Origin of the sequence: Marinobacter sp. DSM 26671 (assembly GCF_900112835.1) — a bacterium.
Lineage (GTDB): Bacteria > Pseudomonadota > Gammaproteobacteria > Pseudomonadales > Oleiphilaceae > Marinobacter > Marinobacter flavimaris.
Map to the genome: position 1 here is coordinate 14012 of NZ_FONF01000028.1, position 12685 is coordinate 26696.

Genomic DNA, 12685 nt, shown 5'->3' on the forward strand with positions numbered 1-12685 from the left:
CGCCAAAGAAAACGAGAATGAAACGAGGACATGCCAACAACAACAAAGCCCCACCCAGCCCACCGGCCCATCCACCAAGGGAAAAACGAAACTTCATGAGCACAGGCGAGACAACTGGCCCATGCGGACTGAACACCCCGACGACTAAACCCCCCCCCAGACCACAAACCACCGCGCACACCCCAAGCCTAAGCACGACCACGCCAAACCCGATGGAAAGCAGATCGCGGGCCCAGGCGACCCACTCCACTCACATAAAGACGCAATCAAGGAAATCGACAAAACCCAACCCACCCGACACAACCATCCCCCGCGGCAACACAAGGATCAGCTAGGTCACGACCAGAACCGAAAAATCCAGCAAAAACCCCAACCAAAAGGGACCAGGCGAACAAAAATCAGAAAAAAGCCCGCAAAGAAAAGCCGACTGAAACGAAAGCATCCGCCCAGAAAAACCAACAACCACAACCAAAGCAAACGAGAAAGAAACGAGCACAAGCCAACCGACAAAAACAAAGCCCCAACGCACCGGGACAGCAACAAAGGCAAACATGCAATCACAGGACCGGCGCGCACAAAACAAGACCCCAAAGAGCGCACACCCCACCGACGACACCACCAGACACACCACAGACCCCGGACCCGCCAACAAGCGCAAAAACAAGAGAGAAAGCCGCAGCGGGAAGCGGAGCGGGCTCACCAACCAACACCTCAAAAACCATAACCAATAGGTGAAGGAAACCCAGAAAACCCAACCCAACACGCCCAAGAAACCCCTACCCGCACAAAACCAGAAGGTGGTCGCCGACCGGTACGGAATGAACCATCCAAAACCCGACCCCAAGCGAACGGGCCCAACCGGAGAGACGACACACGCCGCCAAGAAAAGACGGCAGATGCAGACCCAACCGCACAGCACCAAGCGCAATCTCGACGAGATCCTGAGCCCAACCGAACCGCCACAACTCACCGACAACAACAAAGTGGCCACGACGGGGCACGGAAAGAAAAGCCAAGATGGCACCAGCACTACAACGCCACCCAACGAAGAGGCCAAAAAGAAGGCTCGGTGCTGTTATGGAGTCTGATTCTCAGTGGATGGGGCTTTGCCGTCAGTCTGTTTTCCCGCCAGTTGCCACGGGATATGCTGGCACGGGTTCTGGGAGTTCTGGGTGTCGTCAGCGCAGGGTTCCTGCTTTTCATCGTCGTTACGTCCAGCCCCTTTGATCGCCTGTTGCCGGGCATGCCCGCCGACGGTGCCGATCTGAATCCGTTGTTGCAGGATGTTGGCCTGATCATCCATCCGCCGATGCTTTACATGGGCTATGTGGGTTTTTCAGTGGTCTTTGCTTTTGCCATCGCTGCGCTGATCGAAGGGCGTCTGGATGCGGCCTGGACGCGCTGGGTTCGGCCGTGGACCAACATTGCCTGGGCCTTTCTGACCCTCGGCATCGCTCTGGGTAGCTGGTGGGCCTACTATGAACTGGGTTGGGGAGGCTGGTGGTTCTGGGACCCGGTGGAAAATGCATCGCTCCTGCCCTGGCTGAGCGGGACAGCGCTGATACATTCACTGGCGGTCACGGAAAAACGCGGCACGTTCAAGAGCTGGACGGCACTGCTGGCGATTTTCACGTTCTCACTCTCGTTACTGGGCACCTTCCTGGTGCGTTCAGGGGTACTGACCTCAGTTCATGCCTTTGCCAATGATCCGTCACGGGGGCTCTTCATTCTGGCGTTGCTGGGAATAACGGTCGGCGTCTCGCTGTTGATCTTTGCGCTACGGGCGCCGCGAATGAGCGCCAATGCGGGCTTTAGCTGGCTTTCCCGGGATGCACTGTTACTGATCAACAATATTTTGCTGGTCATCATGACGATCACGGTCCTGATGGGCACGCTGTACCCCTTGATCCTGGATGCACTCGGGCTGGGCAAAATCAGTATCGGCGCGCCTTACTTTAATAGCCTGTTCGTGCCACTGACCGTCATGCTTTGTGCCTTTATGGGGCTGGGGCCGGTCGCACGCTGGAAGCAGATGCCCGGTCGCGAGCTGTTCCGGCGACTACTGGGGGCGGGTCTGGCCGCACTGGCGATTGCGGTATCGATACCGTTTCTTTACAACGGCCAGTGGAATGTCGCCGTGGCGCTGGGGATGGTGGCGGCCCTGTGGATAGTACTGGCGTTGGTGCGCGACCTGTTTGATAAAGTCCGCAATGCGTCCTCTGCGCTGGCCGGATTGCGTAAGTTGACCCCTTCATACTGGGGCATGGTGGTCGGCCACGTGGGCCTGGCCGTCACCATCGTGGGCGTGGTGATGGTGTCGAACTACGCCATGGAGCGTAATGTGCGGCTTGATATCGGTGAGCAGGTAGATCTGGGCGGGTACGATTTTACTCTGACCGAACTGGGCGAGCGTCGGGGACCCAACTTCCTTGCTGACACGGCGGCCATCGAGGTTGCCCGTGAAGGCCGGATTGTCACCACCTTGTACCCAGAAAAGCGCCTGTATATTGCCCGAGGGCAGCCGATGACCGATGTCGCACTCGACCCCGGCCTGTTGCGGGACCTTTACGTGGCCATGGGGGAGGAACTGGACGACGGCAGCTGGGCAATGCGCCTACAGGTCAAGCCCTTCGTACGCTGGCTTTGGCTGGGTGCGCTGCTGATGGCCTCCGGGGGCGTGCTGGCCGTGGCAGACCGTCGCTACCGTCGCCGCCGTGCCGCCGCCGCTGACCGGGAATCGGTGAGGCCGGCGCGCGAGGTTCGCGCATGATGCGCCGCCTGTTGCTGATGCTTCCGTTTGTGGTGTTTCTTGGCCTGGCCTTCTTTTTGTACCGGGGGCTTTCGTTGGACCCGAGTGCTCGCGAGTCGGCCCTGATAGGTCAGGCGTTTCCCGCGTTCACGCTCCCAACGTTGGAGGACCCTGATACCGAGGTGGATGAATCCCTGCTTCGCGGGCAGATGTCTCTGGTCAATGTCTGGGCGTCCTGGTGCCCGACCTGCAAGGAGGAAATGCCCCAGCTACTGGCGCTCTCCGAACGCGGCATTCAGATGGTGGGCATCAACTACAAAGACACACGTGACCTGGGGCGACAATTTCTTGAAGAGTTTGGAAAACCTTTCGAGGTCAACATCTTCGATCCTGCCGGCGACCTGGGTTTCGAGCTTGGCGTGTATGGCGTGCCCGAAACCTTTCTGGTCGACGCAAACGGTATCGTTCGATACAAGCACGTCGGGTACATAACGCCCGCCCAGGTGGATGAAGTCATGGCGGAGGTAGAGAAATGGCGCTAAACCGAAAGAGCCGTTGCTGTGTGGTCATCGTGTTTTTGCTGGCTTCGTTCCAGTCGGTGGCGGACACGGCAATCGATGCGCGTCATTTCGAGGATCCGGTGATGGCGGAGCGTTATCGCGACCTTACGGCGTCGTTGCGGTGCCCTAAATGTGATGCTCAAGCCATCGACAGTTCCGATTCGCCGGTGGCGGCGGACATGCGGGAGCGGGTAGCAATGATGCTTCGTGATGGGCGTGCGGATAAGGAAATTCTTGATTTCATGGCTAATCGTTTTGGCGAGTTCGTTCTTTACAATCCGCGCCTTGACGGGCGAACGTGGCTGCTTTGGGCGTTGCCGGCAGCGCTGGTAGCAGGAGGCGCCCTGGTTGTGATTGCGTTTGTCCGGGCGCGCAGGCACCGGCGAGTGCGGCCGCTCTCCGAGGAGGAGCGTACCCGCCTGTCTTCCCTGATTCATCGTCACCGTGAGGGATCGGAATGACTATGCTCTGGTTAAGTATCGGCACACTGCTGCTGCTTGCGCTGTGGTTCCTGAGTCTACCGTTGCGGAGAGCAAGGGCGATCCATGACTGGCAGCAGCGATTTGAGGCCGATGATCATGCGGAGGCGCAAAACCTCGCCGTCTATGAGCGCCGGCTTTCAGCACTGGAAAGCGCCCGCGATCGCGGCGAGGTTGACGTCGCACGCTTTGAAGAAAGCCGTCACGAGCTTGAACGCAATCTTCTGGAGGACACCGAGGCCCGTCGTCGCGTGCCTCTCAGGAACCCGCTGGCAGGACGTTTTGTAATCCCTCTGGTGATAACGGCATTGATTGCCGCCACCGTAACCGGCTATCGATGGGTGGGCGCCAATGGCGATCTGGCTCTGTATGCCGTGGTGCAGGAGGTTCTTAACTCTCCCGGTGCCTCACCGGAGAACCTGATTGTCCGGCTCGAAGAGCAGGCCGAGAGTCAGCCGGATAATCCCAAGGTCTGGGCTTTGTTGTTTCCGCTGTACCAGAAGGTCGGTCAGCCAGATCGGTCGATTCGCGCCCTGGAGCGATTGATCGAACTGGAAGGCCGCCGAGCCGATCTTCTGGCCCAACTGGCTCAGTTGAAATTCTATGTGGCCGGAGGCAGCCTGACCTATGAAGTTCAGGCGCTGGTAGATGAAACACTCGATAAGGATCCGCGTCAGCCGACAGTGTTGGGCATGCTGGGGGTTGAGGCTTTCGACGATGGCCGCTATGAACAGGCGATCGGTTACTGGCGCCGAGCGTTGGCTGGCTTCGAGGATTCCGCCTCCGCAGAGGTCATTCGTAAAGGTATCGCTGTTGCCAGGCAACGATTGGAGGAGACAGCCAATGGAGCGGAACGTGTTACTGATTGAAACCCTAACGCACGTTCACACACGAAATCAGGGAAGCTTATGCTTCAGTATCCTCAAATCGACCCGGTAGCCATTGCACTGGGCCCACTGAAAATCCATTGGTACGGCCTGATGTACCTTGTCGGTTTTCTCGCGGCCTGGTGGCTGGGGCGTCGTCGGGCTCATCGACTCGGGTTGAACGCAGACGCTGTTGAAACATTGATTTTCTACTGCGCGATGGGCGTCATTCTCGGTGGCCGCGTCGGTTATGCGCTCTTCTACGGTTTTGACAAGCTGGCAGACAATCCGCTTTGGCTGTTCAAGGTCTGGGAAGGGGGCATGAGTTTTCACGGCGGTTTGACCGGCGTCCTGATTGCAGCCTTGGTCTTCGCCCGCAAGCAGAACCTGCGTTTTTTCCAACTCACGGATTTTATAGCGCCACTGGTGCCAATTGGCCTGGGGGCGGGGCGCCTTGGCAACTTTATCAACCACGAGCTCCCGGGGCGGGTCAGCGACGTGCCCTGGGCCATGGTGTTCCCGAATATGGGGTCGGCGCCACGTCACCCGTCGTCATTGTACGAGTTTGCCCTGGAAGGTGTTGTGCTGTTTGTGGTGCTGTGGTGGTTCTCACGCCACCCTCGTCGGATGGGCGCAACGTCCGGCCTGTTCCTGTTGCTCTACGGAATTTTCCGTTTTGCGGTCGAGTTTGTTCGCCTCCCCGACCCGCAACTGGGGTTCATTGCCCTTGACTGGGTGACCATGGGGCAGTTGTTGACCTTGCCGATGATCCTTGGAGGCCTTGGGTTAGTCGCTTGGTCGAAAAGCCAACCGATCAATAACGTAAAGGTGGCGACGGGCGGATAAAGGTCGACTTCATTTATGCAATAACAAATTGAGAGAGTTTCAGAGTGGTCATGCTGGCGTTTTCTCCTCTGATATATCGGGATCTGTTTCATGCGAGCGATGTGGGCACGATGAAAGTCAATGAAATTGCAAACTTGGCGGATGTCTCTCCGGACACCGTTCGTTTCTATAACCGTGAAGGGTTACTTCGGCCACGAAAAGATCCCCGAAATGGCTACAACTTGTATAATTCGGAAGACCTGTGGCGCTTACGGTTTGTTCGCGTGGCAAACAAGCTGGGATTCAACCTGCGTGAAGTCAAAGTCATTCTAAGTCATGGGACGGAGGGTGGCTTGGCTGGCAGCGACCTGAAGGAGCTATTCACAGACCGCCTTTGCAGACTGGATCAGGAGTTAAAGGAGCTCAAGAGACTTCGTGACGACATGAAAACTACAGTCCAGGTTTGGAGACAGATGCCTGATGGAGCCCCCAATGGCCATTCTGTCCAGGAATTCAGTAGGGCACCTACTTCGGTATACGCCTATATTTTCGGTTTGAAAATAAGTGAACGTTCATTTATTTTAGGCCGACCAATTTGAAGCGTTGAGCAGACAAATGCGGCAAAGAGACGACTCGAAACGAATAGCCTTCCTGGAAGCTACCGTGAGGGAAGTAGCAGATCACGGTTTTTCAGCAACCTCGGTTGGCAAGATAGCCAAGGCTGCGGGTTTGTCACCAGCCACGCTGTACATCTATTACGAAGATAAAGAACAGCTTTTATTGGCGACATTTTATTACGTCAGCGATCAGGTCATTGATGCGGCGCTGGACAGTTTTTCTCGCGGGAAAGATCTGCGTGAAGGACTGCGACGCCAGTGGCACACACTGTTCCGGATCGGCCTTGAGCGTCCGGAACTATTCCGCTACCACGAGACGTTCACGCATTCTGCTTGGATGACTCCCGAGATCCAGGCACGAAACGAAAGCCGAGCCGCAAATCTTTTGAATGCAGTTGATCAGGGAAAGCAATCCGGGCTGATCAAACCGGTACCTTTTCCACTTCTCGAAACGTTTATGTTCCGCCCGATTTACCACCTCGTTCAACGATGCCTGCAAGGGTCGTTCGAAGGTACCGATGAGCATATCGAATTAGCGTTTAATATGGCTTGGGATGCGGTTGCCGATCGTCGGAATACCTAATTTTTTCTGGAGAGTGACGCGTTATGAAATTCAAGATGGTCAGTACCGCCATGCCCTTGAGAGGCCTACAAGCGCTTGCAATGCTTTCGAGCCTCCTGGTGATGGGATGTTCGGCGGAGGCGCCCCCTCTGACACAGCAAACTGTCTACCCGGTAAAGCTCATGACGCTGGAGCAGGCGCAGTCAGGCACGCTCAATCAGTATCCGGGCAGAGTCTCGGCGTCTGACCATTCAGAACTCTCTTTCAGAGTGGGAGGAGAGCTGACGGAGCTGGCCGTTAAAGCAGGCGACACTGTGGAAAAAGGGGAGGTCGTTGCCCGCCTGGACGATCGGGACGCAAGAACCCGCCTGGAAAACGCCCGGTCAAATTTCAATCTGGCACAGGCCACCTTCGAGCGAATGCGAATATCGTTGGAGCGCCAGGCCATCAGTCAGGCCCGTTTCGATGAGGCCGAGGCCGAGTACCTCTCTGCCAGAGCGCAACTGGCCAGCGCGGAGGACCAACTTTCCTATACCGTTCTCAAAGCGCCATTTGATGGCGTCATTTCACGGGTGCCGGTGGATGTCTTTCAGGTTGTATCAGCGCAGCAGGCCATTGCCGAACTGCAACGGCCCGGCTCTATCGACGTCTCGTTCCAGATGCCTGAACAACAGGTCCGCCGCCTTCAACCACAGAGATCCAGGAACGTTCGCGCCAATGGCAACACTATCGCGTGGGTACAGTTTCCCGAGCTTCCCGATAAACGCTACGCCGCGAGCTACAAAGAGCATGACAGCAATGCCTCTCAGGGGTCGCTCAGTTATGAGGTTACCGTAACGCTCCCTGAACCCGAGGACATCACAGTGCTTTCGGGGATGAGCGCGACCGTTCTGCTTGATTACGGCACATTGGCTGGAGAGAGCGCCCCGTCGTGGCTGATACCAACCGCGGCGCTTGTAACACCTGACGCAGAACCCGGCACTAGCGTGGTTTGGCGATACGTGGCTGCTGCCGATGGTGAGAATGGCGATAACACGGGCAGCGTCGAGCCGGTGGATGTCGAGCCGGGTAAGAAAATGAACGATGGCGTGCTTGTTCGGGGAGAGCTCAGCCCGGGCGACAGAATCGTGGTTGCCGGCGCTCACCGGATGAACAGGGATCGTTCGGTCCGTCCCTGGGAAAAAGAGGGCGGGCTCTGAGATGGTCGATTATTTTCTTGATCGGAAGTCCATCAGCTGGATGGTCACGCTGTTGCTTGGGGTTGGGGGCATGTTCGCGTTTCTGGGTCTTGGCCAGCTTGAATTCCCGGAGTTCACGTTACGTTCCGCCTTGGTGACCACCCAATATCCCGGAGCAACGCCTCTTGAAGTCGAGGAGGAGGTTACGCTGCCTCTGGAAAAAGCGATCCAGCAGATGCCGGGCATCGATGACATTACTTCGGTGAACTCGGACGGCTTGTCGCAGATTACTGTCCAACTCAAGAAGACGGTCAGAGAAGGGGAGTTAGACCAGTATTGGGATATCCTTCGGCGAAAGATTAATGATGCCCAGCCTGGTCTGCCACCAGGCGTGAACACGTCCATCGTGAACGATGACTTTGGCGATGTCTTCGGCCTGCTGCTCACGTTGCGTGGTGACGGCTACTCGCTGAAAGATCTTGGTGACCATGCGGATCTCATTCAGCGAGAACTGCGATTGTTGGAGGGCGTCGCAAAAGTCAGTATCGGTGGTCGTGTCGACGAGCAGATGATCGTGTCACTGGACCGTGACCGTATGCGTGCTCTTGGCATCTCGCCAGAATACCTGGCAAGCCTTCTGAATGCGCAGAATACGGTGGGCAACGCTGGCCACCTGCGCAGTGAAGGGCTGTCGTTATCCGTTCAGCCAACCGGTCAGCTTGATTCCGTTCAGGCACTTGAGCAACTGGCAGTTGGAAGCGCTGATTCGGGTATTATCCGGCTCAGCGATCTGGCCGAAGTTCGCAGGGTGACCAATGACTCACCCGCCTTGCTTTACCACTCTGACGGATTGCCTGCTTTGACCATCGGCGTGTCATTTGCAGAGGGCACCAACGTTGTTGATGTAGGTGAGAGTCTCAATGAGGCTTTGAAACGCCTGGAAAAACAGCAACCCATCGGCATGACACTGAACACAGTGTATAACCAGCCTGAAGTAGTCGAGGAGGCAGTATCTGCTTTTCTCATGAACCTTGCTCAGGCGGTGGGCATTGTCATTATTGTGCTTTTGCTGTTCATGGGGCTGCGAAGTGGCCTGCTCATGGGGCTGATCCTGCTGATTACCATCATGGGTACATTCGTGCTTATGGCAATACACGGTATTCAGCTCCAGAAGATTTCATTGGGTGCGCTGATCATTGCGCTGGGGATGCTGGTCGATAATGCCATCGTCGTCACCGAGGGCATGATGATTGGCCTTTCCAAGGGCAAGTCCAAAAGGCAGGCAGCCAAAGAAGTGGTCTCGCAGAACCGGTACCCGCTGCTCGGCGCTACCGTGATTGCCATTACGGCCTTTGCTCCTATCGGCCTTTCACCAGACACCACCGGAGAATTCATTGGCTCCCTGTTCTGGGTTCTGTGCTACTCGCTTTTCCTGAGCTGGCTGACGGCACTCACTCTGACCCCGTTTTTCTTTGATATGTTCTATCCCGACAAGCTCGAGAGTGTCGGGCAGTCATCCGATAACGACCCCTATAAGGGAATTGTTTTCGTCGTCTTCCGCCGCCTGCTGACCTACGCGATTCATTATCGCTTCGTGACATTAACACTTGCGATCGCGCTTCTGGCTGGGGTTCTATCGTTCTCGGGACAGGTTAAGAATGCTTTCTTCCCGAATGCCACAACGCCACTCTTCTTTGTTGACCTTTGGTTGCCCGAGGGCGCCGACATCTTGCAAACCGAAGAGACCGTAAAGCGGCTGGAATCGCGCGTGAATGACATGGACCAGGTCGTTCAGGTGACCAGTGTCACCGGTGGCGGAGCCCAGCGTTTTACGTTGACGTATTCACCGGAGCAGCGATACGCCAGTTTTGGCCAATTGATCGTAGAGACCCGGGATAAGGCGTCGAGAGAGGCCCGTATGGAGGAAGTCATTGAGCAACTGCGTACAGACTTCCCGAACGTGCATTACAAAGTGCAGGCTTTGCAGGTGGGGCCCTCAGCCAAAGCCAGTCTTGAAGCTCGTATCTTTGGAGAAGATCCCGAAGAACTCCGGAAAATCGGTGTGCGCGTGCAGGCAATTTTTGAAAATGAACCTCTGGCCGACAGCGTGCGCTTGTCCTGGGGTAATCGGGAAGCCGTGATCGTACCGGAGTTCCTCGAAGAACAGGCCCGGCGCCTTGGCGTATCTCGCGAATCACTGCACCAGGCGTTGTTGCTGAATAATCAGGGGCAGCAGGTTGGAGTGTACCGTGAGGGGAGCGACCTCATTCCGATCATTATGCGGTCAAGAGAGGAGCAGCGTTTTGACATCGAAAACCTTACCTCGATCAATGTCTGGAGTGAAGAGCAGGGCCGCTATGTCAGCGCGGGCAACGTCATCAATGCCATCAATACGGAACTGCGGGATCCGTTGATAAAACGCAGAAACAGGGAGCGGATGTTGGCGGTTTATGCCGAACCCATGCCTTTGTCGGGGGAGACGGCGGCGAGTGTGCTGGAGAGGATCCGCCCGCAGGTCGACGCGCTGGAGCTTCCCCACGGCTATTCGATTGAGTGGGGTGGAGAGTACGAGACCTCATCCGAAGCTCAGACTTCGCTTTTCTCCTCGCTGCCTCTTGGACTGCTGGGGATGTTCATTATTTCGATGCTGTTGTTCGGTAGCTTCCGACAGGCTCTGTCTATCTGGATGATTGTTCCTCTCATGATGATTGGAATCATTGGTGGACTGGTATTGCTCGGCGCGCCTTTTACATTCATGGCGCTGCTCGGGACTCTGAGTCTGATCGGTATGGTACTGAAGAATGCCATTGTGCTGGTTGAGGAGATCAATATTCAGTTAGAACAGCAGGATGATGCATTCACTGCGGTGGTTGAGGCCGCGGTAAGCCGGGTACGACCTGTGCTTATGGCGGCCGTAACCACCATGTTGGGAATGATTCCTCTGTTCAGCGATGCCTTCTTCGCGAGCATGGCGGTGGTTATCGTGTTCGGTTTGGGTGTTGCAACGGTATTGACGTTAGTGGTGCTGCCAGTGGTGTACTGCACGTTAATGAGAATTTCTTATCATCAATAACGCACCCGCTGTTTTTCAGGCGTCTTTTTTTCCTCCGGACAAGCGATCCGGAGGAAAAAAGCCTCCGGCAATCATTGCATTCATCAGTTCGCCTACTTTTGCACGCAGGTCATCCCTCAACAACCTCATTGCCGGCGTTATTGACTGTCGGGTAGGACAAATCAGCCACAGCTCGGATACCGGCGGCGCATAGTCCGGCATGATTGTGGTGACACGGCCTGCAAGCAGATCATCCGACATATCAAGACACGATTTTATCGCAAGACCGCGACCAGCGACGCACCACCGGCGAACCAGATCGCCATCGTTTGAGGCGCGATCGCCCGTCATTTTGACTCGATATTCCTCGTCTCCCCGTTTGAACGTCCAGAGGTCAAATGGGATGTCCTGCAACTGATAGAACAGTCCGTTGTGGTTCTCAAGGTCATCAGGATGAATGGGGCGACCATGACGCGAAAGGTAATCAGGAGATGCGCAAAGCAGGCGCGGCACATCGCAAATTTTGAAGCCATACAGGTTGGTGTCACTGGGCGCGCCGTAGCGAAGCGCCATGTCGACCGAATCCCGGTAAAAGTCCACGTTGGTGTCAGTAATCTGAACTCTGAGATTCAAACCTGGATGCGTTGCCATCAATTCGTCGATCCAGGGCACAACGCGGTAGCTGACCGAGCAATGACCACACCGGGTTGCGCAATAGGGCGTCACTGGGCGATGTGCCTGTTTCGCTAAGCGCTGTTTCCAGGTTGATGGATGGCAGCATGTCCTTGTAGGCAACGGACGTTCGAAAATCATTTGCCCTGATAGCCATATAGGCCGCTTTAAGGTCCGGGCGACGCTGCAATGTTTGCTCTGCAAGGTCGGACAGGGGTAAAAGAACCTGCGGATAGTCGGCGGAAATGACCGTGCTAGCCTGGCTTCGCCCGAGCAACAGGTTCAACGCCCTTTGCTGTTGCTGCAGGGATTCCTGAACTGCAATCAATGTCGCCCTGGCACTGGCCGCAGAGCTTTGGGCGCTGTCCAGATCTTCAAGGTCACCCAGTCCCGAGCGGTAACGCTGAAGAATCCACTGTTCGTTTTTTTCCAATAGCTCCGCGCGTTGCTTTTCGATGGCAACGGAGCGATTCAGATTCACCAGTTTCAACCAGCCCTGCATGACCTCGGCTGCGAGCGTATCCCGCGCAGCTTGGTAGAGAGCCAGCTGTTCAGCAACGTCACTGGCGGCAGCCGACGCCTCATCAGAAATCTTCGACCACAAATCCAGCTCCCAGCTGATGCTGACGGTGCCGGTGTAGGCAGTATCTAGACCGTCAGTGTTATTCGCGACGAATCCAGCCTCGACGTCGGGGAGTTGATCCGCCTGAGTCGCTCGGTATTGAGCACGGAGAATTTGGAGTGAAAGCCGTGTTTGCTGGAAATCAGGATTGGCCGCGCGCGCTTCGACAATAAGCGCGTCCAGGTCATGGCTGTTGACCAGCTCATTCAGGTAGGCTGTTTCGAGACCAACCTCCATCTCAAACTTGGAGACGACGTTCTGACGCTCGGAATCGGCCTGAGCGAGATAGTCCGTTCTCGTGGACAACGAACTGCAGCCTGCAATAACCAGGCAGCATAAAGCAGTCAGCACTACTTTCGAGCAGGGCAAGCGATACATAGGTAAAGTCCATTCGGGCGCGGTCAAATCTGCGGTAAACGACGGGATACAGACTATCTAGGAGGTGGTTAATGGAGGGTTAAGACCTTCATGGACCTGCCTATTATCTACGGCGACGACCAATG

Annotated in this window: 12 protein-coding genes and 1 pseudogene; 10 read left to right on the top strand and 3 right to left on the bottom strand. The window is 56.0% G+C overall.

The window, feature by feature from the left end; translation table 11 throughout:
* Positions 1-331: 331 nt before the first annotated feature.
* Complete coding sequence (locus tag BM035_RS22480; protein ID WP_139216081.1) at positions 332-700, bottom strand: hypothetical protein; 369 nt, start codon at positions 698-700, stop codon at positions 332-334.
* 31 nt (positions 701-731) lie between these two features.
* Here BM035_RS22480 and BM035_RS23045 point away from each other — a divergent pair, with 31 nt between their 5' ends.
* The 10 genes and pseudogenes from BM035_RS23045 (at position 732) to BM035_RS20140 (ending at position 10909) form a co-directional block, all read left to right on the top strand.
* A complete protein-coding gene (locus BM035_RS23045) occupies positions 732-1088 on the top strand; it encodes a hypothetical protein (RefSeq protein WP_254775546.1) in 357 nt (118 codons plus the stop codon).
* Positions 1019-2770: pseudogene (locus tag BM035_RS20100) on the top strand (heme lyase CcmF/NrfE family subunit); the annotation flags it as partial. The gene BM035_RS23045 and the pseudogene BM035_RS20100, both read left to right, overlap by 70 nt.
* Positions 2770-3291 (top strand): DsbE family thiol:disulfide interchange protein, encoded by a 522-nt coding sequence (locus BM035_RS20105; protein WP_371915651.1) that lies wholly within the window; start codon positions 2770-2772, stop codon positions 3289-3291. The pseudogene BM035_RS20100 and the gene BM035_RS20105, both read left to right, overlap by 1 nt.
* A complete protein-coding gene (locus tag BM035_RS20110; protein ID WP_053115063.1) occupies positions 3282-3770 on the top strand; it encodes a cytochrome c-type biogenesis protein in 489 nt (162 codons plus the stop codon). The genes BM035_RS20105 and BM035_RS20110 overlap by 10 nt, the downstream gene beginning before the upstream one ends.
* 2 nt (positions 3771-3772) lie before the next feature.
* Positions 3773-4657: a c-type cytochrome biogenesis protein CcmI gene (gene ccmI / locus BM035_RS20115; protein WP_227507756.1), complete on the top strand. Its 885-nt coding sequence runs from the start codon at positions 3773-3775 to the stop codon at positions 4655-4657.
* A gap of 39 nt (positions 4658-4696) precedes the next feature.
* A complete protein-coding gene (gene lgt, locus BM035_RS20120; RefSeq protein ID WP_053115065.1) occupies positions 4697-5500 on the top strand; it encodes a prolipoprotein diacylglyceryl transferase in 804 nt (267 codons plus the stop codon).
* 50 nt (positions 5501-5550) lie between these two features.
* Complete coding sequence (locus tag BM035_RS20125; protein ID WP_053115066.1) at positions 5551-6078, top strand: MerR family transcriptional regulator; 528 nt, start codon at positions 5551-5553, stop codon at positions 6076-6078.
* Between the two features lie 64 nt (positions 6079-6142).
* Positions 6143-6679, top strand: coding sequence for a TetR/AcrR family transcriptional regulator (locus BM035_RS20130; RefSeq protein ID WP_014420756.1), 537 nt, complete (start codon positions 6143-6145; stop codon positions 6677-6679).
* A 23-nt stretch (positions 6680-6702) separates the two neighbouring features.
* A complete protein-coding gene (locus BM035_RS20135) occupies positions 6703-7857 on the top strand; it encodes an efflux RND transporter periplasmic adaptor subunit (protein ID WP_008172291.1) in 1155 nt (384 codons plus the stop codon).
* Position 7858: 1 nt separating this feature from the next.
* Complete coding sequence (locus tag BM035_RS20140; RefSeq protein WP_008172293.1) at positions 7859-10909, top strand: efflux RND transporter permease subunit; 3051 nt, start codon at positions 7859-7861, stop codon at positions 10907-10909.
* Between the two features lie 15 nt (positions 10910-10924).
* Here the strand turns inward: BM035_RS20140 and BM035_RS20145 are convergent, their stop codons facing one another.
* Positions 10925-11521 carry a substrate binding domain-containing protein gene (locus BM035_RS20145; RefSeq protein ID WP_368073295.1) on the bottom strand — a complete coding sequence of 199 codons (597 nt, stop codon included), beginning with the start codon at positions 11519-11521 and terminating at the stop codon, positions 10925-10927.
* Complete coding sequence (locus BM035_RS20150; RefSeq protein WP_049756875.1) at positions 11496-12488, bottom strand: TolC family protein; 993 nt, start codon at positions 12486-12488, stop codon at positions 11496-11498. Before BM035_RS20150 ends, BM035_RS20145 begins: the two co-directional genes overlap by 26 nt.
* Positions 12489-12685: the final 197 nt, after the last annotated feature.